17 protein-coding genes are annotated in these 25,064 nt (G+C 66.8%); 12 read left to right on the top strand and 5 right to left on the bottom strand.

Translation table 11 applies throughout. The features are described from left to right. Positions 1-25: 25 nt before the first annotated feature. The 3 genes from BO1_RS32770 to BO1_RS32780 all read right to left on the bottom strand — a co-directional run bounded on the left by BO1_RS32770 (position 26) and on the right by BO1_RS32780 (position 5,135). Entirely contained in the window at positions 26-1,609 is a 1,584-nt protein-coding gene (locus BO1_RS32770) for an inorganic phosphate transporter (protein WP_028221169.1), read from the bottom strand. 257 nt (positions 1,610-1,866) lie between these two features. Beyond that, positions 1,867-3,045: a porin gene (locus tag BO1_RS32775; protein ID WP_028221170.1), complete on the bottom strand. Its 1,179-nt coding sequence runs from the start codon at positions 3,043-3,045 to the stop codon at positions 1,867-1,869. A 152-nt stretch (positions 3,046-3,197) separates the two neighbouring features. Beyond that, complete coding sequence (locus tag BO1_RS32780; protein ID WP_028221171.1) at positions 3,198-5,135, bottom strand: bifunctional sugar phosphate isomerase/epimerase/4-hydroxyphenylpyruvate dioxygenase family protein; 1,938 nt, start codon at positions 5,133-5,135, stop codon at positions 3,198-3,200. A 361-nt stretch (positions 5,136-5,496) separates the two neighbouring features. Between BO1_RS32780 and aroQ the strand changes: the two genes are divergently transcribed. The 12 genes from aroQ to BO1_RS32840 all read left to right on the top strand — a co-directional run bounded on the left by aroQ (position 5,497) and on the right by BO1_RS32840 (position 21,887). Further along, the gene (gene aroQ / locus BO1_RS32785) at positions 5,497-5,952 is read left to right on the top strand and encodes a type II 3-dehydroquinate dehydratase (RefSeq protein WP_028221172.1); all 456 of its coding nucleotides are present in this window, start codon (positions 5,497-5,499) and stop codon (positions 5,950-5,952) included. Further along, complete coding sequence (locus tag BO1_RS32790) at positions 5,949-6,836, top strand: shikimate dehydrogenase (RefSeq protein ID WP_028221173.1); 888 nt, start codon at positions 5,949-5,951, stop codon at positions 6,834-6,836. The genes aroQ and BO1_RS32790 overlap by 4 nt, the downstream gene beginning before the upstream one ends. A 47-nt stretch (positions 6,837-6,883) precedes the next feature. Beyond that, a complete protein-coding gene (locus tag BO1_RS32795) occupies positions 6,884-8,248 on the top strand; it encodes an MFS transporter (RefSeq protein WP_028221174.1) in 1,365 nt (454 codons plus the stop codon). 124 nt (positions 8,249-8,372) lie between these two features. Further along, positions 8,373-9,047: a TetR/AcrR family transcriptional regulator gene (locus BO1_RS32800; protein ID WP_028221175.1), complete on the top strand. Its 675-nt coding sequence runs from the start codon at positions 8,373-8,375 to the stop codon at positions 9,045-9,047. Positions 9,048-9,260: 213 nt separating this feature from the next. Then, positions 9,261-10,934 carry a methyl-accepting chemotaxis protein gene (locus BO1_RS32805; RefSeq protein WP_028221176.1) on the top strand — a complete coding sequence of 558 codons (1,674 nt, stop codon included), beginning with the start codon at positions 9,261-9,263 and terminating at the stop codon, positions 10,932-10,934. A gap of 103 nt (positions 10,935-11,037) precedes the next feature. After that, positions 11,038-11,634: a chemotaxis protein CheW gene (locus BO1_RS53740; protein ID WP_043287547.1), complete on the top strand. Its 597-nt coding sequence runs from the start codon at positions 11,038-11,040 to the stop codon at positions 11,632-11,634. Continuing rightward, the gene (locus BO1_RS62320; protein ID WP_052409691.1) at positions 11,631-13,346 is read left to right on the top strand and encodes a CheR family methyltransferase; all 1,716 of its coding nucleotides are present in this window, start codon (positions 11,631-11,633) and stop codon (positions 13,344-13,346) included. The genes BO1_RS53740 and BO1_RS62320 overlap by 4 nt, the downstream gene beginning before the upstream one ends. A 25-nt stretch (positions 13,347-13,371) precedes the next feature. Next, positions 13,372-14,127, top strand: a complete 756-nt coding sequence (locus tag BO1_RS32820) for a chemotaxis protein CheW (RefSeq protein ID WP_043287562.1) — start codon at positions 13,372-13,374, stop codon at positions 14,125-14,127. Then, positions 14,124-16,592, top strand: coding sequence for a hybrid sensor histidine kinase/response regulator (locus BO1_RS32825; protein WP_028221179.1), 2,469 nt, complete (start codon positions 14,124-14,126; stop codon positions 16,590-16,592). The genes BO1_RS32820 and BO1_RS32825 overlap by 4 nt, the downstream gene beginning before the upstream one ends. Next, positions 16,592-17,644: a chemotaxis response regulator protein-glutamate methylesterase gene (gene cheB / locus BO1_RS53745; RefSeq protein ID WP_043287550.1), complete on the top strand. Its 1,053-nt coding sequence runs from the start codon at positions 16,592-16,594 to the stop codon at positions 17,642-17,644. Before BO1_RS32825 ends, cheB begins: the two co-directional genes overlap by 1 nt. Positions 17,645-17,737: 93 nt before the next feature. Then, a complete protein-coding gene (locus BO1_RS32835; RefSeq protein WP_043287552.1) occupies positions 17,738-18,853 on the top strand; it encodes a diguanylate cyclase in 1,116 nt (371 codons plus the stop codon). A gap of 136 nt (positions 18,854-18,989) precedes the next feature. Beyond that, positions 18,990-21,887: a CHAT domain-containing protein gene (locus BO1_RS32840; protein ID WP_028221181.1), complete on the top strand. Its 2,898-nt coding sequence runs from the start codon at positions 18,990-18,992 to the stop codon at positions 21,885-21,887. 132 nt (positions 21,888-22,019) lie between these two features. On the opposite strand, the gene BO1_RS53750 is transcribed toward BO1_RS32840, so the two are convergent. Both BO1_RS53750 and BO1_RS53755 read right to left on the bottom strand, forming a co-directional pair. Further along, complete coding sequence (locus tag BO1_RS53750) at positions 22,020-22,673, bottom strand: hypothetical protein (protein ID WP_052409692.1); 654 nt, start codon at positions 22,671-22,673, stop codon at positions 22,020-22,022. Next, positions 22,666-25,053, bottom strand: coding sequence for a type VI secretion system Vgr family protein (locus BO1_RS53755; protein WP_052409693.1), 2,388 nt, complete (start codon positions 25,051-25,053; stop codon positions 22,666-22,668). The genes BO1_RS53750 and BO1_RS53755 overlap by 8 nt, the downstream gene beginning before the upstream one ends. Positions 25,054-25,064: the final 11 nt, after the last annotated feature.

Here is a 25,064-nt window from a genome sequence, read left to right on the forward strand (position 1 = left end):
GCGCCGCGCGTAGCCGGAAATTCACTCAGAATAACTGACGAAAAACCCAGAACAGCGAGGCGGCAAGCGCAATCGAGGCGGGCAGCGTGAGCAGCCATGCAAGCGCGAGATTGCGCACGGTCGACCATTGCAGGCCTGAGCCATTGGCGGCCATGGTTCCAGCCACGCCCGAGGCCAGCACGTGGGTGGTCGAAACGGGCAAGCCGTAGACGTCGGCCATGCCGATGGTCAGCATGGCCACCGCTTCGGCGGAGGCGCCCTGCCCATAGGTCAGATGCTGCTTGCCGATCTTCTCGCCCACGGTCACCACGACGCGCTTCCAGCCCACCATCGTCCCCAGTCCGAGCGCGATGGCCACCGCCACCTTGACCCACGTGGGGATGAACTTGGTGGCGTGGTCCATCTGCTTGCGAAAGTCCTCGAGCGTGGCGGTGTCGGTGGCGGAGAAGGCGGGCGCGTGCGCTTTCTCCATCAGCCGGATGGCCTCGGACGCGACGTACATGTTGTTGCGCACGTTGTCGACCATCGTTTGCGGCACCTGCGCCATCGAGCCCGAGAGGCTCACCTGGTCGCCGATGGTGTCGGTGAGCGCGCGCAGCGCCGGCAGCGTCGCGGGCTGCAGGCGCTGCGTGCTCACGTAGGCTTCGACTTCCGCGCGCGGATTGTCGGGCGGCGTGGCGCTCGCGTAGTGCGCGAGCGTGGTCGAAGCCGCGCGGGCGGATGCCACGAACGTCACGGTCTGCTCGGGCGTGACGGCCCTGTTGAGCGCATAGGCGGTGGGCACCACGCCAATCAGGATCAGCATGATGAGGCCCATGCCTTTCTGCCCGTCGTTGGAGCCGTGCGCGAACGAGACGCCCGTGCAGGTGAGAATGAGCAGCGCGCGGATCCAGAACGGCGGCGGCTCGTTCGCCTTAGGCTCGCGGTAGAGGCGCGGCGCGCGCACGAAGCACTTCAGCGCGAGCAGCAAGAGCGCGGAGAGCACGAACCCCACCACGGGCGAAAACAACAGGGCCTTGCCCACGCCCAGCGCCTGGGTCCAGTCGACGCCCGAAGTGCCAGAAGCGCCGCTGAGCCACTGGTTCATGATGCCCACGCCGATGATCGAGCCAACCAGCGCATGCGAGCTCGACGAGGGCAGCCCGAGATACCAGGTGCCGAGATTCCAGAGGATGGCCGCGATCAGCAGCGAGAACACCATGGCGAACCCGGCGTGGCTGCCCACCTGGAGGATCAGCTCGACGGGCAGCAGTTGCAGGATGCCGAACGCGACCGCGCCGCTCGAGACGAGCACGCCGAGAAAATTCCATGCGCCCGACCAGACCACGGCGGTGTGCGGTTCGAGCGAGTTCGTATAGATGACCGTGGCGACGGCGTTGGCGGTGTCGTGAAAGCCGTTCACGAACTCGAAGCCGAGCGCGATGACAAGCGCGATGCCGAGCAGGACGAACGGCAGCGCGGAGCTGCCCTGCACGGTGCGCAGGTCGACGACGAGATGGTTGATGACATAGACCGCGCCCGCTGCGATGACGAGGAAGAAGAGCGCGGCGGCGAGGCCTCGGCGGCGCGGTTGCGCCGCGCGCGGCTGGGATAAGGGGACGTCCGGCATGGATGTGCGCTGAGGGTTGGGCTCATGAGCCTCGCGCGCTGCGCCTTGAAGGCGCCATGTGCCATGACGCCGCCAGTCGATGGCGCCGATGGCGGCGGGCGCGTCGGGCGCGCCAGAACCGGGGCGGCTCGATCGAGACGCGCCAGTGTCGCACACCGGCCGAATCGCCGTAGCCAGGATGCCACCGTGCCGGGCTGCTTCGGCGCCGCGACGCCCGTGTGACGCGGGTCCGCGGCGAATTGCGTCGGATTGACGCGTCAGAACAGCAGCGCAATGCCCGCCATGCCGACGAACTGCGCGTGCGTGCTCGAAGGCGTGCTGTTCTGCGAGTCGCCCACCGAGGGGCTGGCCTCGACGATATCGCCCGCGCCGTTCGCGCCGAGCGTCTGGCCGCTCGCGTGCTGATAGCCTTGCAGCGCGTAAAGCGAAGTCCGCTTGGAGAGGTGATAGGTCTCCTTGAGCGAGACCTGTTCATACCGCGCGGCACTCGTGACGCCGTTGGCTTTCGAGGCCAGCGTGTAGGCAAAGCCGCCGCCCACGTCGAACGCGGGCGAGAAGCGATAGGTGGCGAGCGCTGCCCAGGTGTTGAAGACGGCCGTGGTGCCGAAGAGCGACTTGCCGCCCGCGAGGTATTCGACGTTGGAATACGATGCGCCCAGCATCACATTGCCGATCGTGTAGTTGCCTGCCACGGCCACGTGCTGCACGGCGCGCGCCGAAACATAGCCCGTGTTCAGCGACGACTTGCCGAAGCTCGCGGTCGAGGAGGTGTCGAAGCCGCTCGTGAGCGCGGCGTTGTCCATGCGCAGGTAGCCTGCGGCGAGCGAGACCGGCCCGTTCGCATAACGCAGCGCGGTGCTCCATGTCTGGCCCTTGCCGGTGCTGCCCGCAATGCCGCCGAACGCGTACATGGCGCTCGCCTGCACGCCGTACCAGGTGGGCGACGTGTAGATCGCCGAGTTGTTGATGCGTACGGTGGTGTCGAGTCCGTCGATATCGCCGGGGTGCGCGCCGGTCGCGCCGGTGAGCCAGTTGCTGCCCGTGAGCGGCCCCACGAACTGATAGTAGGGCGTGTATTGGCGGCCGAGCGTGAGCTGGCCCACGCTGAGGTTCTGCAAACCTACGTAAGCCTGGCGGTTGAAAAGCAGGCCATTGGTCTGGAGCGCTCCGCTATTCGGATCGAAGCCGTTTTGCAGGTCGAAGATCGCGAGCGTGCCGCCGCCCAGGTCTTCCTTGCCTTGCAGGCCGAACTTCGAGGCATAGACGTTGCCCTGACGCAGGTACACGTTCGAGTGACCGTTCTGGTTGTTGACGTAAGTAATTGCGTCGTCGACAGCGCCGTAGAGCGTGACGCTGGATTGCGCGAACGCCGGGCCCGCGATCAATGCGGCGCCTGCGGTTACGAAAATACCCGGACCGAAGCCAGTCTTCTTCATCGTCGTAAATCTCCAAGAATTATAGGATTACTTATTGATTGTTGGTGTATCGCACGACCGGTGCATGTGCTTTGCGTGAGCGCGCGCTGCGAGCGGCACGGATTGCTCCGTGTCGCTTGATCGATATCGCCGGGGATGCTTCTGGGGGGCCCTTATAGGCTCTTGTCTTGTTCGTCGTCCTGACGCGCGTCGCGCGAGCGCTGGCGTGCCTGCGCGGCGAGGCGCACCGCGGCGTTCGGCGCGCCATAACCGTCGTAGCCGCCGCGCCGCTCCACCAATTCCAGGAAGAAGCGCTGGTCGAGCGTTTCGGTGTAGGCGTGCAGGAACTCGCCGCCTTGTTCGTCGCGGTCGTAGAGGAGGTTGTGCTGGCGCAGCGCGTCGAGGAACTCGGCGGGCAGTGTGTGGCGCGCTTCGAGATCGTCGTAGTAGTTGGCCGGCACGCGCAGCAGCGGCACGCCCGCCGCCTCGAATTCCGTGACGGCGCGGAAGATGTCGCCGGTGCTGAACGCCACGTGGTTCAGGCCGGTGCCGTGATAGGCGCGCACGCTCTCGGCGGTCGCGGTGTGCGGGTCGACCGAGGCGTTGAGCACCATGCGCAGGCCGCGGTCGGCGCTGAAGAGCGCGCGGCTGCGCACGAGGCCGTAGGGATCGGGCAGCAGGACGGCGGCGCTCGCCTGCAGGCCGAACACCGCTTTCAGGAACAGCACCCATGCATCGAACGAACCGGCCGGCAGCGCGAGGCTCACGTGATCGATGCCCGTGATCGGGCCGACCTCCGTGGGACCGTCCACATCGGTGAGCACGAAGTCGGCTTCGAAGAGCGTCGGCTCGCCCGGTTGTTCGTTAACGAAATAGTTAAGACTGCCGTCCGGTGCCTGGACGGCCGGCACCACGCGCTCGTTGGGGCCGAGGCGGCCAGAGAACGGCTGATAGCCGAAACCCGCCGCGCGTTCGAGCGCGAGACGCGCGTCGTCCACGCGCAAGGCCGAGGCGCACAGCGAAAGACCGTGGCGCTGGAAGAACGCATCGGCGAACGAATCGGGCTCGGCGTTCAGCACGATGGCCGCCGAGCCGTGCTGGTAGAGCGTCACGTCTTTCGAGCGGTGCTGCCCCGCGCGGCGGAAATGGAGCTTTTCGAGCCAGTCGGCCACGCGCTGGCGCGCGGCGTCGTCCACTGCGAACTCGAGGAATTGCCAGCCCGCGTGCGCCGGCGCGGCGGGCGGGTTGTAGAGCGGTGCCGCTTGCGCATCGGCGCCGCGTGGTGCTTCGTGCGTCAACGCTTCGCGTGTCAGCTCTTCGAGTAGCAGCAGTGAGCGATTGCCGTCCGCCGCGGTGGCCGCGGGCGGCGCGCCGCGAAAGCCGTCGTTGAAGATTTCCAGCGAGAGCGGGCCCGTGTAGCCACTCTTCACGACTTGCGCCGTAAAGTCCGCGAGCGCGAAGTCGCCCTGGCCCGGAAAGCAGCGGTAATGGCGGCTCCATTCGAGTACGTCCATGTTCATCTTCGGTGCGTCGGCGATCTGCACGAAGCCAATGCGCTCGCCCGGAATCGTGGCGATCGCATCGGGCGTGTCGTCGAGCGAGAGCGTGTGGAAGCTGTCGAGCGCGAGCGTGAGGTTCGGATGGTTCACGGCGTTCACGAGCTTCCATGCATGGCGGTACGTGCGTACGTGGCGGCCCCAGGCGAGCGCTTCGTAGCACGTCACCACGCCCGCCTGCGCGGCGGCCTGCGCGAGCTGGCCGAGTTGATCGATGGCCAGCGCATCGTCGTCGATCGTGTCGGGCGAGACGCTGCTGCAGACCAGCAGGCGGTCCGTGCCCAGCTCGTGCATCAAATCGAATTTGCGCTTCACGCGCTCGAGGTTGCGCGCCAGCCGCCCGGCGCTCACGCCCTCGAAGTCGCGAAACGGCTGGTACAGCACGATGGCGAGCCCGAAGTCGGCGGCCATGCGGCGCACGTCGGCGGGCGAGCCTTCGAAATAGAGCAGATCGTTTTCGAAGATCTCCACGCCCGCGAAGCCCGCGGCGCTGATCGCGGCGAGCTTTTCCGCAAGCGTGCCGCTGATCGAGACGGTCGCGATCGAGCGGCACAACGGGGCGAGGGCTGAAGCGAGAGGCGGCTTGGACATGGCGTGGCGCGGCAACGGTTGAACGATAACCCAGGGGCCGGCGGCGCGGGCTTGCGCGTGCCGGCGGGGCGCGCGCTGCGCGTTCAGCGGGCAAGCAAGCTGAACACGCAAGCGCCGCCGGAGTGTTGCAAGGATAATAAAACTAACTAGTTAGTACAAATTCTCGGAAACCCCAGGGTGACCTGAGCGCGCGTGCGCGGCACACTGGCGGCCATGCGTGGGGTGAGCGCATGGGCCGCGGGGCAGGGCCAATGCGCCGCAAATGCCGCGCCTGAAACGGAGTTGTCGCGTCGTTATCGAGTTGTTACGTATTGTGGAGCGCCTGATGCAATTGCCGTCGGTACTGGTCCTGAACGGGCCGAATCTCAATCTGCTGGGAACGCGGGAACCCGCGGTATATGGGTCCGAAACGCTGGACGACGTGGCGCGCCTGTGCCGCGAAGCTGCCGGGCGGTTGCAGCTCGAAGTCGACTTCCGCCAGTCGAACGCCGAGCATCAGTTGATCGACTGGCTGCACGAGGCACGTACGCGCGTCGACGGCATCGTCATCAATCCGGCCGCCTACACGCACACGTCGGTGGCCATTGCCGATGCGCTTTCGGCCATCGCCAAGCCCGTGATCGAGGTCCATATTTCCAACGTCCACAAGCGCGAGGCGTTCCGGCACCATTCGTTCGTTTCGCCTATAGCCGACGGCATCATCGTCGGCTGCGGCACCCAGGGCTATGTGCTCGCGCTCGAACGCATGGCCACGCTGCTGGCAGGGAAGGTGTCGAAATGAGCCAGCACAACACCGCAACGAAGCCGCGCTCGTTCCTTTGCGGGCTGATCGGCAAGGGTATCGGCGGCTCGCTCACGCCCGCGATGCACGAGAAGGAAGGGCGCGAGCTCGGCTTCAACTATGTGTATCGGCGTATCGATCTCGATGCGCTCGGCCTCGCCATCGACGCGCTGCCCGAGCTGCTGCTCGCGGCGCAGCGCATGGGCTTCGACGGCCTGAACATCACCTATCCGTGCAAGCAGGCCGTGATCCCCTTGCTCGACGAACTCTCGGACGACGCACGGGCGCTGGGCGCCGTGAACACGGTGCTGTTCCGCGACGGCAAGCGCATCGGCCACAACACCGATTGGTCGGGATTCGCCAGCGCGTTCAAGCGCGGGCTGCCCGACGTGTCGCTCGAATCGGTCGTGCAGCTGGGTGCAGGCGGCGCGGGCGCGGCGGTTGCGCATGCCGCGCTGCAGATGGGTGCACACGCACTCACGCTGTTCGACGTGGACGCCACGCGCGCCCAGGCGCTCGCCGACGAGTTGCAGGCGCGCTTTCCCGCCGCGCGCGTGAGCGCGGGCGGCGACTTGCAGGCGACGCTGGCCGCCGCCACGGGCCTCATTCACGCCACCCCCACCGGCATGGCGAAGCTGCCCGGCTTGCCGCTGCCCGCCGAGTATCTGCATGAGCGCCTGTGGGTGGCCGACATCGTCTATTTCCCGATCCGCACCGCGTTGCTCGAAGCGGCTGAAGCGCGCGGCTGCTGTGTCTTGAGCGGCGGCGGCATGGCCGTCTATCAGGCCGTGGATGCATTCAGGCTCTTCACCGGCCTCGAACCGGACGCCGAGCGCATGTATGCACATTTGCAAACGATGCTGGCGCAGGACGCCGGCCAATAACCCGCCGCTCGAGAGTCAGCTCGGCCATAAATAGTCAGGAGAGAGACATGGCACCACCCGTATCGACGGGGCGCGACGCGCCTACCCTTGCCGCGACGCCCGCCGAAGGCGCGCTGCGGCGCTCGAAGGCGCGCTATCGGATCCTCGGCCTGCTGGCCGTCGGCACGATGATCAACTATCTGGACCGCACGGTGCTCGGCATCGCGGCGCCGCAGCTCACCAGGGAGCTGGGCATCAACGCGGCGCTCATGGGGCTGATCTTTTCGGCGTTCTCGTGGAGCTACGTGGTGGCGCAGATTCCGGGTGGCGTGTTTCTCGACCGCTTCGGCAGCAAGGTCACGTACTACCTGGCGATGACGCTGTGGTCGATGTGCACGCTCGTGCAAGGGTTCGTCGGCAGCGTGGGCGCGCTGCTCGCGTGCCGGCTGGGTCTCGGCGTGGCCGAATCGCCGTGCTTCCCCACCAATAGCCGTGTGGTGGCGACATGGTTCCCGCAACAGGAACGCGCGTTCGCGACCGGTACCTATACGGTAGGCGAGTACGTCGGCCTCGCGTTCTTCAGCCCCTTCCTGTTCGCGCTGATGGGCGCCTATGGCTGGCGCTCGCTGTTCTACGTGGTGGGCGGCGTGGGCATCGCGTTCGGCCTCGTCTGGTGGTGCTTCTACCGCGAGCCGCACGATCATCCGGGCGCCAACCGCGCGGAGCTCGACTATATCGAGGCGGGCGGCGGCCTCGCGAAGCACGACAAGAAGGCCGATGCGGACAAGGCGCAGGCGGCCGATGGCAAGAAGGGGTTCGACTGGCGCATGGCCGGCAAGCTGCTGCGCAAGCGTCAGCTCGCGGGCATCTGCCTCGGCCAGTTCGCGGGCAACTCCACGCTCGTGTTCTTCCTCACGTGGTTCCCGACCTACCTCGCCACCGAGCGCCACATGGGATGGCTCAAGATTGGCTTCTTCGCGATCATGCCGTTCATCGCCGCTTCGATCGGCGTGATGTTCGGCGGCACCTTCTCGGACTGGATGCTGCGCCGGGGCCTCTCGGCCAATGTGGCGCGCAAGCTGCCGATCATCGCCGGCCTGCTGCTCGCCTCGACCATCATTCTCGCGAACTTCGTCCAGAGCAACGTGGCCGTGATCGCGATCCTCTCGGTGGCGTTCTTCGCGCAGGGCATGGCCGCGCTCGGCTGGACGCTCGTTTCCGATATCGCGCCGGCCGGCATGCTCGGTCTCACGGGCGGCATCTTCAACCTGGCGGCCAACCTCGCCGGCATCATCACGCCGCTCGTGGTCGGGGTGATCGTGGGCGCGACGGGCTCGTTCGTCTGGGCGCTCGCGTTCATCGGCACGATCGCGCTGGTCGGCGCCGCGTCGTACATCTTCGTGGTGGGCGACATCAAGCGCATCGAGCTGTAAGGCGGTGGCTGGGGCGCTCCCGGAGCGGCCCGAAGCCCCGCCGGCCCGGGCGTCCGGCCCGGCGGGGCTTCAGGCGCCCATGCTAGAATCGCCGGCATTCCTCTCCACTCGCGCTCCACTCAAAATGGCAAGACCGGCGGCTTCGCCCGAACGCAACGACGCTCAATCCGAAAGCCGGCGCAAGTACGATCCGGAGCAGACCAAGCGCAACATTCTCGAAGTCGCGACCGCCGAGTTTTCGGCCATGGGACTCGCGGGCGCGCGCGTGGACCAGATCGCCGAACGCACGCACACCACCAAGCGCATGCTCTATTACTACTTCGGCAGCAAGGAAGGGCTGTACGAAGCGGTGCTCGACAAGGTGTACGGCGACATCCGGGCGCTGGAGCAGGACCTGCATATCGACGAGCTCGATCCCGAGGAGGGCTTGCAGCGCCTCGTCGAATTCACCTTCGACTATCACGACCGCCATCGCGACTTCGTGCGCCTCGTGACGATCGAGAACATTCATGGCGCGAAGTACCTCGAGCGGCTCAAGACGTTCCGCAGCCGCAACGCCAGCGTGATCCGCACCATCGAGGACCTGCTCGCGCGCGGCGTGAGCGCGGGCGTGTTCCGCGACGACATCGATCCCATCGACCTGCACTTGCTGATCAGCTCGATGTGCTTTCATCGCGTGAGCAACCGCCACACCTTCGGCGCGGCGTTCGGGCGCGACCCCTCGCATCCGCGGCTGCGTGCGCGTCACCGCGAGATGGTGGTGGACGCCGTGGTGCGGTTCGCGCGCAAGACCGCCTGAGCTTCGCGAGCGCGCAAAGCAATCCCGATATTCACGCTGGGGCGCGTGGCGGCGGCACATCCTGTTCTTCCCTCATCCCATAAAAGTGCCCGGACGCATTACACTACGCCCCGGAAGCCCGGCTGACGGGCTTTTGCTGCGTCGTCTGTACGCTCACGCACGTTGCGCGGGCGCAGGGCGCCTTCCCTCGCCAACCGGTTAAGGCCACGCGTAATGAGCACAGCCATGCCCCGTTCCGGCTCAGCCGGACTCCCGCGCCAGACCCATGGCCGCTATACCCTCGGAACGCGCATCGTCTTGAGCTTCGGCTTGCTGTTCGTGCTGATGCTCGTGATGGCCGCGATCTCCTACAGCCGCCTGCGCGCCATCGACGACGAGGGCTTGAGCCTCACGCGCGATTCCGTGCCGGGCCTGTTCTATGCGACCTCGCTGCGCGCCTCCACGAGAAAGACCTACAACATCGTCGAGCGCGCCGCGTTCGTCGAGCCCGATGCGGCGGGCATTGCGAGCATGCTCGGGACATTGCCGGCAGCCCTGAACCAGGTCGATCAGGACGAGAAGCAATACGAGCGCACGGTGTATCGCAGCGACGACCGCGCGCGTTACCAGCGCTTCCACGATGCTTATGCACGCTACCTGCCGCAGCTGATGGCAATCGTGCGGCAAGTGCCCGGCCAGCGCGCCGCCGCGCAGGCCGCGTTCTTGCAGGTCGGCGCGGCGTGGCACGAGGTGGAAGACGCGGCCAACACGCTCGTCGACGAAAACCGCGCCCAGGCCGACGACTCGGCGCAGACCATCCGCGGCTCGGTAACGGGCACGGAGATTACGCTGGCCACGGCGCTCGGCGTGGTGCTGCTCGCCTCGCTCGCGACCGGCTATGCGCTGCATCGCGCGATCACGCGGCCGATGACGCGCCTCGTCGAGGTGCACGATTCGATGCGCATGGGCAACCTCTCGCAGCGTCTGCACCTGAACCGCCGCGACGAGTTCGGCGTGCTCGAGGACGGCTTCAACCGCATGAGCGACGAGCTCGCGAGCCTCGTTGCCCAGGCACAGAAGTCGTCGCTGCAGGTGACGACCTCGGTGGCCGAGGTGGCGGCCACCTCGAAGGAGCAGCAGGCCACGGCGAGCGAGACCGCGGCCACCACGACCGAGATCGGCGCGACCTCGCGCGAGATCTTCGCGACCGCGCGCGACCTCGTGCGCACGATGGGCGAGGTGGCGACCGTGGCCGAGCAGTCGGCGGCGCTCGCCACCACGAGCCAGAGCGGCCTCACGCATATGGAGAACACCATGCGCGGCGTGATGGAGGCCGCGGGCTCCGTCAACGCCAAGCTCGCGATCCTCAACGAGAAGGCCGTGAGCATCAACCAGGTCGTGGCGACCATCACCAAGGTCGCCGACCAGACCAACCTGCTTTCGCTGAACGCCGCCATCGAGGCGGAAAAGGCCGGTGAGTATGGGCGCGGCTTCGCGGTGGTGGCCACCGAGATCCGGCGCCTCGCCGACCAGACGGCGGTGGCGACCTACGACATCGAGCAGACCGTCAAGGAGATCCAGTCGGCGGTCTCGGCGGGCGTGATGGGCATGGACAAGTTCGCCGAGGAAGTGCGCCGCGGCATGCACGACGTGCAGGAAGTGGGTGCGCAGCTTTCGCAGATCATCGGCGCGGTGCAGACGCTCGCGCCGCGCTTCCAGGTGGTCAACGACGGCATGCAGGCCCAGGCCACCAGCGCCGAGCAGATTACCCAGGCGCTCACGCAGCTCTCCGAAGCGGCGCAGCAGACCGCGGAGTCGCTGCGCCAGTCCTCGCAGGCCATCGACAATCTCACGCTCGTGGCCAACGAGCTGCGCACCGGCGTTTCGCGTTTCAGGATCGAGGCGTGAGGGTCGTGAGCGGCATGGTGCGCGCAGGTGCGCGCGACGGCGTCGGCTTTGCGGGCCGCCGCTTGTTGGTTTCCCGCTTTTCGGTCCATTGAACGGAGCCGCGATGCTGTTTCTCGTGTTCGAGCTGGACGGCGAACGGTACGCGCTCGATGCGCGCGAGATCGTGCGCGTGCTGCCGCTGCAGCCGGTGCGCGCGTTCGCGGGCACGCCGCCGTATATCGCGGGCGTGATCGATCACGAGGGCGCGCCGGTGCCGGTCGTCGACATGGCGATGCTCGCGCTCGGCCGGCCGGCGCGCGCGCTCATGTCGACGCGGCTTGTGCTCGTGAACGATAAAGCGCCGGACGCTTTGGACATGACTCGGACCACCACAGCGGACACGACTGCGGCCGTGGCTGCGGCATCGGCCGGACATGGGGCGCGGCCGCGCTGCATCGCGCTGCTGCTCGAATGCGCGACGCGCACCCAGACGCTCGCGCCCGAAGCGTTCATCGATGGCGGCATCGCGACGCCCGAGGCGCGCTGGCTTGGCCCCGTGGCGAGCGACGCGCACGGCTTCGTGCAATGGGTGAAGGTCGGGCAACTGCTCGACGCGCGGGTGCGCGCGCTGCTCTTTCCCGATCCGCCCACCTGGCGCGACGCGGCCGTGCCCGGCGACGCCATGCCGGGCGATTCGATACCGGCAGGGCGCATGCCATGATGGTCGCCCAACAGTACGTGGACCCGCGTTTCGCGGCCTGGCTCGTGCAGGAGACCGGCATCGACGCCGAATCGCTGGGCTCCCACGCGCTCGCTCGCGCAGTGGCCGCGCGCGCGGCGCTCGTCGTGGCGCCGGACGCACAGGACGGCGCGCCCGAGCCACACGGCGCGCGTGCAGCGCACGCCGCGGCGATGCCGGCACAGTGGGCCGGCGGCGCGGCGCTGCCCGAAGCGGTGCGCGACGCCTACTGGGCGCGCCTCACGACCGACGCCGCCGAGCGCCAGGCGCTCATCGACGCGCTCGTCGTGCCCGAAACCTGGTTCTTTCGCGAGCGCGAGGCGTTCGCGGCGCTCGCGCGCGGCGGTGCGCAGCGCCTTGCGGCGCAGCCCGGCGAGCTCGTGCGGGTCCTCAGCGTGCCGTGCTCGACCGGCGAGGAGCCTTATTCGGCGGCGATGGCGCTCATCGACGCGGGCTTCGCGCACGAGCAGTTCGGCATCGACGCCATCGACATCAGTGCGGCCTCGATCGAGGCCGCGGCGCGCGGCGTCTATGGCCGCAACGCGTTTCGCGGCGATGCGCTGGCGTTTCGCGAGCGCTACTTCCATGCGACGCCGGACGGCTGGCAGCTCGCCGACGCCGTGCGGCGCGCCGTGTCGTTCGAGCGTGCGAACCTGTTCGACTGGCTCGCGGCGCATCCCGTGCGCTACGACTTCATCTTTTGCCGCAACGTGCTGATCTATTTCGATCGCGAGGCGCAGGACCGCGCGATCGGCCTGTTGCGCGCCCGTCTTGCCGATGGCGGGATGATCTTTGTCGGGCCGGCGGAGACGGGGCTCATGATGCGCCATGAGTGGATGTCGGCGCAGATCCCGCTTGCGTTCGGTTTCACCGCGCCGGGCGAGGGCGCCGCGCGCGGCGCGCATGTTTCGGATACCTTGCGGTCCGCGTGGGCGCCTGGCTTGCCTGGTGTGACGCTGCCTGCAGTGGGAGGGGCACAGCCGGCGGCCGATGCGCGGCGTCCGTTGCCGGCCGTGCCGCTTGTGCCGCCTGCGCGCGCGGGTGGCCGCGTCGGTGTGGCGATGCCCGGCGTGGCGACGCCCGGCGTGCCTTCACCCGGACTGTGGGCACCTTCTGCCACCGTGCGTGTGTCGGCCAATAGCGCAGCCGCATCCACGCAGTTGCGAGGCGCGTTGATGAAGGGGGTCACTATCCACGCAGCCGTAGCGCCAGGTTCAGCGGAACGCGCCGCCCTTACGACGGGCGCCACCGCGTCGGGCGCAGCTACGCGAGGCACAGCTTCGCCGGGCGCCAACCCGCCGGTCGAAGCTTCGCGAGGCCTCTCTACTCCAGGCGTCGCTACGCCGGGCATCGCTACTTCGGGCGTCGCTACGCTGGCATCCGCGCGCCGCCTTGCCGACGCCGGCGCGCTCGAGGAAGCCGCCCGCGCCGCCGCGCAAGTCACACAGACGTCGCCGCATGACGCCGAGGCGTGGTATCTGCTCGGCCTGATCGCCGATGCCCAGGGCCGCGCCGCGCTAGCGCTCGAGCACTATCGCAAGGCGCTGTATCTGGAGCCTGGCCATTACGAGGCGCTCACGCATCTGGCCGCGCTGCTCGAAGTGCAGGGCGACGCGGATGGCGCGAGCCGCCTGATGCGTCGCGCCGAACGCGCGGCGCAGCGCAGCGCGGGCCATGGAGGTGTAGATGCGTGACTCGACTTCCCCGCACCTGAACGCCATGCACGCAATCGAGCACGAACACGACGCGATTCACGAATCGGGCGCGCGCGCCGCGCCGCTCGACGATTGCTGGAACCGCATCGGCACGCGCGGCGACGGCTCATGCGAGCGGCTCGCGCAATATGTGCGCTGCCTGAACTGCCCCGTCTTCGAGGCGGCCGCCGCACGCATGCTCGACCGTCCCGCGCCGCGCACGGCGCGCGCGCCCGAACTCGAGGGCGGCCACACCGCGCAAGCGGGCGCGCGCCAGGAAGGCTCGCTGGTGTTCCGCGTGGGGGCCGAGTGGCTCGCGCTCAGCGCGCAGGCGTTGCGCTACGTGGGCGAGGCGCGCGCGATTCATTCGTTGCCGCACCGGCGCAGCCCCGCGGTGCTCGGCGTCGTGAACGTGCGCGGCGTGCTCACGCTCGCGGCTTCGCTCGCCGAGCTGCTGCATATCGACGTGACAGCGGACGCAACGGCGGCCGCAGCGCTGAAATTCGCGACGCCTGGCGCTGGCGCAGCGAGCGCGGCAGGCGCGCGCGCCGCCACGCCGCGCCTGCTCGTGGCCGAGTGGGGCGGCGAGACGACAGCGTTTCCCGTCGACGATGTCGAAGGGGTGGCCTACTTCGGCAAGGACGATTTGCTGAGTGCGCCTGCCACGCTCTCGCACGCGGCGGGCCGCCATGTGCGCGGCGTGTTCGCCTGGCGTGGGCGTTCGGTGGGCGTGCTCGATCCCGATGCGCTATTCGGCGCGCTGACCCGGAGCCTGCGATGAGCGACGACGAACTGAGCCGCCGGTCGCTGCTCGACCTCTTTCGCGAGGAGGCGCAGACGCAGACGCGCACGCTCTCGGCGGGCCTGCTCGCGCTCGAGTCCACGCCCGCCGACGCGGCCACGCTCGAGGCCTGCATGCGCGCGACGCATTCGCTCAAGGGCGCGGCGCGCATCGTCGGGTTGCCCGAGGCGGTGGACGTGGCGAGTGCGATGGAAGATTGCTTCGTCGCCGCGCAGCACGGCGCGGTGACGATCGATGCGGCGCGCATCGACGCGCTGCTGGTGGGCATCGATCTGCTGCTGGCGGCGGGGGACGCTTCGGCGCCGCCGCTCGCGCGCGAGGCCGTCGACGATTTTGTCGCGCGGCTGGCGGGCGCCGCTGCGGATGCCGTTGCGCCCGCACACGCGCAGCCGGGGCGGGATGCGGCGGCTGGGCTTACGCGCGGCACGGACGACGGCGCGCACGATCCGGCGCCACCCGGGTTGCCGGACGCGGAGGCGCTACTGGCCGCGAGTCTTGCGGGCATACCGGGTTTGGGTTCGCCGGCGTGGAGCGAAGGCGGGGCATACGGCGAATCCGCTTCCGCAGACGCTGGTGGCGAACCAGGCCGCGAGATTGGCGGCGACATCGGCAGTGAAGCCGCCACAGAAGCCACCGCTTCCACGCCCGCCTTCACGCAACGCTCCGCGACCCACGCCACTCAGGACCGCGACCGCATGCTGCGCGTGCGCGCCGGCACGCTCGACCGCGTGCTGGGCCTGGCGGGCGAGTCGCTGGTGGAGTCGCGCCGCATGCGTCCGTTCGCAAACACCTTGCTGCGGGTGCGCCGCGCGCAGGGCGAAGTGCTCGCCGCGCTCGGCCAGTTCCACGAGCGCCACGCGCAAGCGCTCGGCGCCGAGGCGCGCGCCTCGCTCGCGGGCATCCGCGAGCAGCTTGCCGCGCTCGAGCGCCAGCTAGGCGAGCGCTTCGACGACCTCGACCGCATCGACCGGCGCGGCACCCAGCTCGCGCAGCGTCTCTACGACGAAGCCCTGCAATGCCGCATGCGCCCGTTCGGCGACGCGGCGCATGCGTACCCGCGCATCGTGCGCGATCTCGCGCGCTCGCTCGGCAAGCGCGTGCGCCTCGTCATCGAGGGCGAGACGACGCAAGTCGATCGCGACATCCTCGAAATGCTCGACGCGCCGCTCGGCCACTTGCTGCGCAACGCGCTCGATCACGGCGTCGAAGACCCCGAGACGCGGCGGCTCGCAGGCAAGCCCGAAGAGGCGCGCCTCACGCTCGAAGCGCGCCACAGCGCGGGCAAGCTGCTGATCGCCGTGGCCGACGACGGCGCGGGCGTCGACCTGCCAGCGCTCAGGCGCGCGATCGTCGCGCGCGGGCTCGCCCAACCCGAGGCCGTCGCGGCCATGTCCGAGCCCGAGCTGCTCGAGTTCCTGCTGCTGCCTGGCTTCACGATGCGCGAGCGCGTGACCGATGTTTCGGGACGCGGCGTGGGTCTGGACGCCGTGCAGAATTTCGCCAAGGCCGTGCGCGGCACCGTGCGCATCGAAAGCGCGGCGGGGCGCGGCACGCGCTTCGTGCTGCAATTGCCGCTCACGCTTTCGGTGCTGCGCAGCCTGATCGTCGAGGTGGCGGGCGAGGCCTATGCGTTCCCGCTCGCGCACGTGCGGCGCGCGCTGCGCGTGCCGCGCGAATCCATCGAGATGCTCGAGGGCCAGCAGCACATCATCTACGAAGGGCGGCCCGTCGGGCTCGTCACGGCGCGCCAGCTATTCGGCGCGAGCGGGGCGCAGACGAGCTCGGGCGACGTGTGCGTCGTGCTCATCGGCGCGGGCCATGGCGCTGACCACGAAGCGGCGCTCTACGGCATCGCGGTGGACCGCTTCGCGGGCGAGCGCACGCTTGCCGTGCAGCCGCTCGACGCGCGCCTCGGCAAGGTGCGCAACGTGGCCGCCGCGGCGCTGCTCGAAGACGGCGCCGTGGCGCTGATCGTCGATGTGGAGGATCTCGTGGCCTCGGTCGCGCGCCTCGTGCGCGAAGGCCAGCTTGCGGGCGTGGCGCGCGGCACCCAGGCCGCCGCGCGCGAACGCAAGCGCATCCTCGTGGTCGAGGATTCCTTGACCGTGCGGGAGCTGGAGCGCAAGCTGCTCGAAAAACGCGGCTACCAGGTGAGCGTGGCGGTGGACGGCATGGACGGCTGGAACACCTTGCGCACGGGCCAGTACGACCTCGTCATCACCGACGTGGACATGCCGCGCATGGACGGCATCGAGCTCGTCACGATGATCCGCAACGATCCGCAGCAGCGCGGCGTGCCGGTCATGATCGTCTCGTACAAGGACCGCGAGGACGACCGGCGCCGCGGCCTCGACGCCGGCGCTGACTATTACCTCACCAAGGGCAGCTTCCACGACGAAGCGCTGCTCGACGCAGTGAACGACCTGATCGGAGAGGCGACCTGATGAACATCGGTATCGCGAACGACATGCCCCTCGCCGTGGAGGCGCTGCGCCATGCCATCGCGGCCCGGCCCGGGCATCGCGTGCTGTGGGTGGCCGCCGATGGCGAGCAGGCGGTGGACTTCTGCGCCGCCCAGCCGCCCGACGTGATCCTGATGGATCTCGTGATGCCGAGGATCGACGGCGTGGAGGCCACGCGGCGCATCATGGCGCGCTCGCCGTGCCCGATCCTGATCGTGACGAGCAGCGTGGGCGCGAACGCCTGGCGCGTGTACGAGGCGATGGGCGCCGGCGCGCTCGACGCGGTCGACACGCCCACGCTCGCGGGCCCCGCCGCGCGCAGCACGATGGACCTGCTGCTCGCGAAGATCGACCAGATCGGCCGCGTGAACGGCACGGCCGAGGCGGTGCGCGCGCCCGAGGCGTTTGCGGCGGCCCCCGACGCGCGCACGCCGCTGGTGGCGATCGGCGCCTCGGCGGGCGGGCCCACGGCGCTCGCGGCGGTGCTGGGCGAACTGCCGGCCAGCTTGAGCGCGGGCATCGTGATCGTGCAGCACGTGGACCAGTCGTTCGCGCTGGGCATGGCCGACTGGCTCGACGGACAAACCGCGCTCAAGGTGCGCGTCGCGCGCGAAGGCGACCGGGCGGCGCCGGGCGAAGCGCTACTCGCGGCGACCAACGACCATCTGCGCATGACGGCTTCCGGGCGCCTCGCGTACACGCGCGAGCCGGCCGAGACGCCGTATCGGCCTTCCGTGGACACGTTTTTTCATAGTGTCGTCGAGCACTGGCCGGGCGAGGCGATCGGCGTGCTGCTCACGGGGATGGGGCGCGATGGCGCCATCGGCCTGAAGGCGATGCGCGCGAAGGGCTACTACACGATTGCCCAGGACGAGGCGACGAGCGCGGTCTACGGCATGCCGAAGGCGGCCGCCGCGCTGGGCGCCGCGCGCGCGATCCTGCCGCTCTCCGCGATTGCCGGCGAACTCGTGAGCCGCCTGGGCGCGCGCGGCACACCCGCCACGCTGGGCACGACGAGACCGCCCGCACCTTAAAGAGCGCCTGCGAAAGACCGTAGTAGCGCCTGATAGACGTCAAGCACCTGGACGTCAAGCAATTGAAACAGCGACCGTAAAGCGACAGAAACCATGACTGAGAAGCCGAACCCATCAACCGCAGCCGACTCCGCGCTGACCGAAGGCGGGCCCGACGAGGCATCGCTCGAAGCCGCGCTTGCCGCCGTGCGCACCGCGCTCGCGCAGCCGCTGCCCGGTGCCGAGGCGCCGATGATGGTGCTGCTGGTGGACGATCAGGCCATCGTCGCCGAGGCCGTGCGGCGGGCGCTGGCGAGCGAGCGCGACATCGACTTCCATTACTGCGCGCACCCCGACCAGGCCATGCATATGGCGGAGCAGGTGCGCCCGACCGTGATCCTGCAGGACCTCGTGATGCCGGGCACCGACGGCCTCACGCTGGTGCGCGCCTACCGCGCCAACGACGCCACGCGCGACGTGCCCATCATCGTGCTCTCCACCAAGGAGGAGCCGTCGATCAAGAGCGCGGCCTTCGCCTCGGGCGCGAACGACTATCTCGTCAAGCTGCCGGACAGCATGGAGCTCATCGCACGCGTCCGATATCATTCGCGCTCCTATGTGAACATGATCCAGCGCGACGAGGCCTATCGCGCGCTGCGCCGCTCGCAGCAGGAGCTGCTCAAGGTGAACCTGGAGCTGCGCCGCCTCACGCAGTCGGACGGCCTCACGGGTCTGTCGAACCGCCGCTATTTCGACGAATTCCTCGGCGCGGAATGGCGGCGCGCGCAGCGCGAAAACACGGAAGTCTCGCTGCTGATGATCGACGTGGACTACTTCAAGCCCTATAACGACACCTACGGCCACGTGGCCGGCGACAACGTGCTGCGCTCGGTGGCCACCACGATCCGCCGCGAGGTGAACCAGCCGCGCGACCTCGTGGCGCGCTTCGGCGGCGAGGAGTTCGCCGTCGTGCTGCCGGGCGCGGGCAGCGCGCTCGCGCGCCTGCTGGCCGAGAAGATGCGCCGCGACGTGGCGGGGCTCGAGCTGCCGCATATGGGGTCGGCCGTGAGCGAGCATCTCACGATCAGCGTGGGCGTGGCGACGCTCACGCCTACCGAAACGCTTGCGGAAACCGCGCTGATCGAAGCGGCCGACGCGGCGCTCTACCGGGCCAAGCGCGAAGGGCGCAATCGCGTGGCGTACTCGACGGCCGTGACAGGGCGGGAGTGAGCCGCGCGCCGGCCATCTGTGCGCAAGCGCACAGAGGCGGCTTGAAGCGCCGCTGCGGCGGTGCTTGAATCGTCGGGATCGCGCACCGCACGCGACGTCCGGGTTCGATGCGTGCGCGCTCGGGAGGGCCGGCGCGATGGCGCACCGCACGCTGAATCTCGTCGATGCTGTCTTGCTTGCCGCTGCGCTTGGCCTTGCTGGCCTGGCATGCGTTGCGTGCTCGCCTGCACGTACGCAAACATCCCATAGTACCCACGCTGCCAGGTCTTCCTCGGCAACGCCATGGAAGACGGCGGGCGAGCATGAACGCGCGATCCACGCGAGGCTGGCGGGCATCGAGGATGGCGAAAAACGCTACGCCTTGCTCGACTCGGTTTCGACGGAGTACTTTCGGGCCGGCATGATTGCCGATTCGGTGCGCGTGCGCGAGCTGATCGTGGACGACTCGAAGATCGGCGCCGGGCGGCGCTCGCTCGAGGCCTCCAATCTTGCTTTCCTTTACGTGCTCTCACACTACTACAAGAAGTGCGACCACTTCCTTGCACTCGCCCGCACGCTTGCACGACAGACCACGCCGGCAGAGCTGGAAACGCTGCCGCGCGATCCCGCCTACGCTTTTTTTGCGGCGGAGGCCGAGAGGGTGCGCCTCGTCGAAAACCGCAATGACCTCGCACTGCTCAAATACCAGCAGATTGCCGACCTCGCGTGGCACAACCTCAACGATCCCACGCTCAGCGAAAAACGCCACCTGGCGGCGGTGAACGCGCTTTACGACAGTGCCGTCGAGTTGATCCGCATTCTCGCGCAAAACAACCGGCCCGCCGAAGCGCTCAGTTATGCGAATGAACTGAGCTGGGATGCGGAACATCGCCCGGATATGCGGGCCAGTGTGATCCAGCATGCGCGGCTCGAACGCGGCCTCGCGATTGCGCGTGAGTCGAACAACGACTACGACGGCGCGCTTGCCGCCATCGACGCGGCGCTTGCCGGTGAGGAGCACGGGGACCCCGGGAAGATTACGAGCGAATACGCCGATTGCCTGCGCCAGCGCCTGCTTATCGCGCTCGCCATGGGCCGTATCGGTGACTATCGCGGCGACGTCGAAGTTTACGAGAGGGTCGTGTCGCTCAATCCGTTTGCCCAGCGGCGGGACAGCGCCAACGGCCGCGAGTCGCTGAGCCTCGCCTCACGCGGACAATGGCAAGCGGCGAGCAAGCGCCTCGACCCGGTCATTGCATACGAGCTACGCGTCGAGGGCGCGCAGGGCCCGTTCTACAAGTATTCCACCGCGATGCAGATGCTCTACCGCCTGCAGGATCCCGTCACCCCCGCGAAGGAGGCGGACGTGATCGCCTATGTTTCCCCGATCGTCGGCACGCAGGGGGGCTGGAACGACGCCACGTCGCGCGGTGCCTACGTCGAGGATGGCGCGCTGGAAATGTCGACGCGCTATCTGGTCGAGCGCGGCGGCGACGATGCGGCGCTGGCCTTTCGCATTGCCGAGCACTTTCAGATGGACGCGACGCAAGACGCCATGAACGACGGTGCGGCGCGTCTTGCCGCCGCCACGCCGGCATTGCGCGAGCTCGTGGAGCGCGAGCAGGCGTTGCGCTACAGGCAGAACACGGCGCGGCTCGCGCTCGCGCGCGCCGACGCCGGACTTTCTGTGCAAGACAACGATGACGAGTCCGCCGCGCCTGACACTCCCATCGAGCTCGCGCGCGAAGATCGCGCGCAACGCGAGGCCAACGCGCAGCTCGCGGCGCTGCGCAAGCAGATCGCCGAGCAGTTTCCGCTCTATCGGCAACTGGCGTCGCCGGCCATCCCTGCGCCGCGCGAGGTGGGCGCGGTGCTCCATCCGGGTGAGGTCTACGTCGATCTCTATGCGGGCCGGGACGCGAGCTATGCGTTTGTGGTGCACCCGGGCGGTGCGTTTCGCGCAATCCGGCTCGCGGTGACGCATGAGACGCTCAAGACGCAAATCGCGGCCTTGCGCGCGAGCTTCGACGCGGGCGTGCCGCCCACGCGGCCAGGCGAACTGGCGGGCTTCGATCTGAACGCGGCAGCCGCGTTGTACAGCGCGCTGATTGCACCGATCGAAGCCGAATTCGCCGGCGCCGACACGGTCTATCTGGCCACCAGCGGCCTGCTCGCGAGCGTGCCGTTCGACGTGCTGGTGACGCAGCCGGCGTCGAGCTTGAGCGGCGCGTCGTGGTGGATCGAGAAGACCCTGCCGGTGCGCATACCGAGCGCGGCCGCACTCGTGCTCGCGCGTACGTATCCGGCGCCGCATGCGCAACGGCCACTGCTGGCGTTCGCGGATCCGAGCTTCGACGGCCTCGACGCCGAGCCGCCGGAGCAGGGGGCGCCGGCCGCAACGCTGGCGGCGTCGCGCGCGTTCCCGCTCGACGCCGGCACGCGTGCGTTCGACTACCACCGCGTGGCGCCACTTCCCGAAACGCTAGCCGAAGCGCGCTCGATTGCTGCGGCGCTCGGCGCACCGCAAGACAGCGTGCGATGGGGCACGCGCGCCTCGCGCAGCGCGGTCATGAAAGCGGACTTGTCGAGCGACCGCGTGGTGCTGTTCGCCACGCACGGGATCTCGCCGGGCGAAGTGCCGGGCTGGCGCAAGTCCGGGCTGGCGCTTGCCTATGAAGGGCACGGACTCGTCGACTCCATCCTTACCGCGGACGACATCGTGACGCTGCGCCTGAACGCCGACTGGGTCGTGCTCTCGGCCTGCAATACGGGACTCGCGACGGGGAACGCGGGCGACGCCATCTCCGCGCTGTCGCGCGCTTTTTTTGCTGCTGGCGCTCGCTCGTTGCTTGTTACTCAGTGGGCTGTGGAGTCGCAGTCGGCGGCGCGGATCACCGCGGGCGTGTTCGAGGCTTATGCTGCCAATCCCGCGCTTTCGAAAGCCGGCGCGCTTGCGCAGGCCGAACGTGACATGCTCGCGGGGAAGGATGGGAAGGTGTATCGGCATCCTTATTATTGGGGTGCCTATGAACTGGCGGGGGACGCTGCGCGCTGAGGGTGGGTGGGGTGTTGGACGCGGATGTTGGGAATTATGGGGTCGTTCCGCTGTCTAGGCGAGGCGCATTAGTGCGGGCCGCCACCGATGCAGCATGATCGATCTGCGAGATCGTTTGTTCGAAGCGCGGCTTTATTTGCCGGCCTCCGGTTTGCCGTACAGCTCGCGGATGCGCTGTTCCTTTTCCTCGCGCATTCTCTCGCGGTCCTCAGCGGTGACGAGCGGATAGGCACGACGAATCTTGATTCGATCTAGTTTGGCTAGCGAACCTTGGGGTGCATCCAGTGACGAATCGATATAAAAAACTTCTACGTCAACCGGGAAGCGGCTGTTCGCATGTGCATTCGCTCTATAACGATATGAGTGTTGCGCGAGATTCGGGGGGACGCGAATGTTCATGTGATTCGGAGTACGCTGCCCGTCTGGATCTATCCAGTAGTCCGCGAGGTCGAGGCGCTTTGCTATCATCTCGGGCGTAATTCCCGCTATTGAACGATAGAAACGCAGTGTAAAATCTGACGGAACAAGCGCGACGCTGCTTCGATCATCAGAGTAGTTGAGTGGATCGTCCACGGTGTGGAATGTTATGTCTGCCAGCGGAATTTTATCGTTGTCGAATGAATATTCGTCTCCATAGTCTGAAAAAACTGATTTTTGGATTTTTCGAATGTTGCCAAAAACCAAATCATTTTTTGGGCGCTGCTTGTCGTCACGAAGAATTATCATAGCCTCTTCAAGCATGGACATGATTGTTTCAATCTGGGAATTCGCAATCGGCTTATCCATTTCCTTCAACTCCGAGTTGCCTGAGGGTAGCAGTGTATTCGGTTGTGCATACGCCTGGATTGAGCAAGAAAGGATAGTCAGGATCATTCCAATATTTTTCAATCGCGTATTCAGTTGCATATGCATCCTCTTCGTGATACTGGCTGCGGTAGCCTGGTTTGTGTGCCGCCATTTGCTGGGCTTGTTCAGAGCTGACATTCCGCATTTTGCAAACTTCTGCCTCGACGATCGGAGTATCGCTACGCATGGAATCAGGCAGGTATTTTGAATTTCGTAGCGACCAGTAATAATCGAACACTAGCATGCGATGCATTCCCAGTCGGACTCTCTCGTCATTCGGGAATTGTGTTTTAGTCGCAAGCGTATAGATGCCATCATTTACGGTCGCCAATTCAAATCCCTTAATCGACTTGAATTGCTTGTAGTCATCTGGATAAGTCCCGAGCAACGAAAGCATCCAGAACTTCTGCTGACAGTGGCGAGCTTCGTGATAGATGGTTTTAGCAAGGCTGCACAGTTTTCCATCAAAAGTCATCCTGGCAATTTTGAGCTTATATTCATCGTCCTTCATTTCATTAATTTTGTCGAGCGCCGCAAATAGGCGGTCGATAGTGGTCTGCGTTATGCCTAAACCCCAATATTTGGCGTTAAAGGCGGCCACTCTTTCACCGTCGATGGGAATATTCAGCTTCTCGGAATTGTCTTGGGTGACAAGCTCAATTTCCGGCATGGCTGTTCCTGGAAGCCCAAACGCGCCTGACTTGAGTGCGGCAATCAAAGGCTCTCGTATCGCAGCGACAACGGCATTCTGAACATTTTTTGTGTCACCTGAACTGAGCTTGGCCCACTCTATTGCTGTCAACGATTTCCTGGCTCCTGCGGTGTATGCTTTGGCAACCGGATATTCCACGTCCTTCCGGATAAATTCGCTTGGGGGATGCTCCTTCTCCTTGCCGGTATAGCGATAGGTACGCAAGCCGAAGTTCATCGGATCACACGTCAGGTATAGAGCCGGTTGCTGCTGGGAAGTCACGTCTGATTCAGGCGTTGACGCGGTCTTACCTCCGACCTGCACTATTCGTGCTGGCAGTGGTGCATTCGGCGGAAGCAAGTCCTTGTCACGGACGACTGACGCACTGGCGAATCCAATTACGTTATCGGGCTCACTCTGTGACATCAATTCAATCATGCCGAACGACACGACGTTACTCGTCGCCATCTGCAATTCGCCGAGTTCGTTTGTGACGCCCTGGATGATTTGGCCATCGTCCAGCGTGAGGCGGTATGGCTGATTCGGGACCGTAAAGCCGCCACCGCTCTCGACGAGCACATGATGGGCCGCGAGCTTGCCGGGGTTATCAGGCGTGACCGGGAACTGCACAGGTGGAGCCTGCGGGTCATCCGTCGCGTGATTTGCTGCATGGACGAGGTGCTGCCCATTGGTAAACACAAAGAAGCCCTGAGGCGTGACGCGAACCGTGGTGTTCTGCACCTTGAACTCGATGTAATTTGGCGCCGCCAGCGTAATCGCGCCACCAGTGCTCGTGTTTGTTATATCACCCCTCGCAGTCGTATCGATCCCGTCGTTCTGCGCCTGGATCATGACCTTGCCATTGGCCGCGACCAGCTTCAGCCCCAACTGGTCGGCAAACATCGAGATCGCTTCGCGCGCCGCAACGAAGAACGAGCGGCCCGACGACACGCTCGCGTCGCGTCCTGCCGTGATGGCGTGATCATGGTGGCTCGCCATGTGCGTGCTATCGTTCGCCGAAGTAGCGATACCCGCAGCGCTCGCGATCACAATGTCGGGGCGGGAGAGTTCAGGGAACGTGTTCTCGCTTGTCTGCGCATCTCCCCTGATTGCATCGTTCTGCGCCTTGATGGTGCGGGTCACGTCATTCTGGTTGGACTCGGACGTTTGCGCCTGGTGCCTGGCAGCAAGCTGTGACAGGTCCTCATGCTGCTGACGAGCCTGCGTGAGACGCGCCACGGTCTCACGCATCTCCTTGACCATGCCGCTTGTGGCGGCCTGAACGAAGGTCGAGATGTACATGCCAAGCGAGCGCAGCACGCCTGCCTTGATGCTTTTGAGTTCGAATCCCTCACCCCTTGCTTCCTGACGTCCCGCATTGCCCTCGATGCGTGTGATATAGCCCAGGCTCAGGCTCGAATTCGCATGGTCGCTGGCGAGCTGCACCTGTTGCCGGTCCTGGGTATCGTCGAACGCGAGATGGTTGGTCGTGGTGCCGCGCCCGAGGCTGCGCGTGACGATGCCCGTGAGCGCCTGATTCTCGGGCAGCTTCCACGCCGGCATGTTGTTCACATCGGGCACGAACGCCGTCACGATGGGGCGGTCCGGGTCGCCGTTGATGTAGTCCACTATGACCTGCT

The sequence above is a fragment of the Paraburkholderia oxyphila NBRC 105797 genome, from assembly GCF_000685075.1.
In the GTDB taxonomy this organism is placed as follows: Bacteria; Pseudomonadota; Gammaproteobacteria; order Burkholderiales; family Burkholderiaceae; genus Paraburkholderia; species Paraburkholderia oxyphila.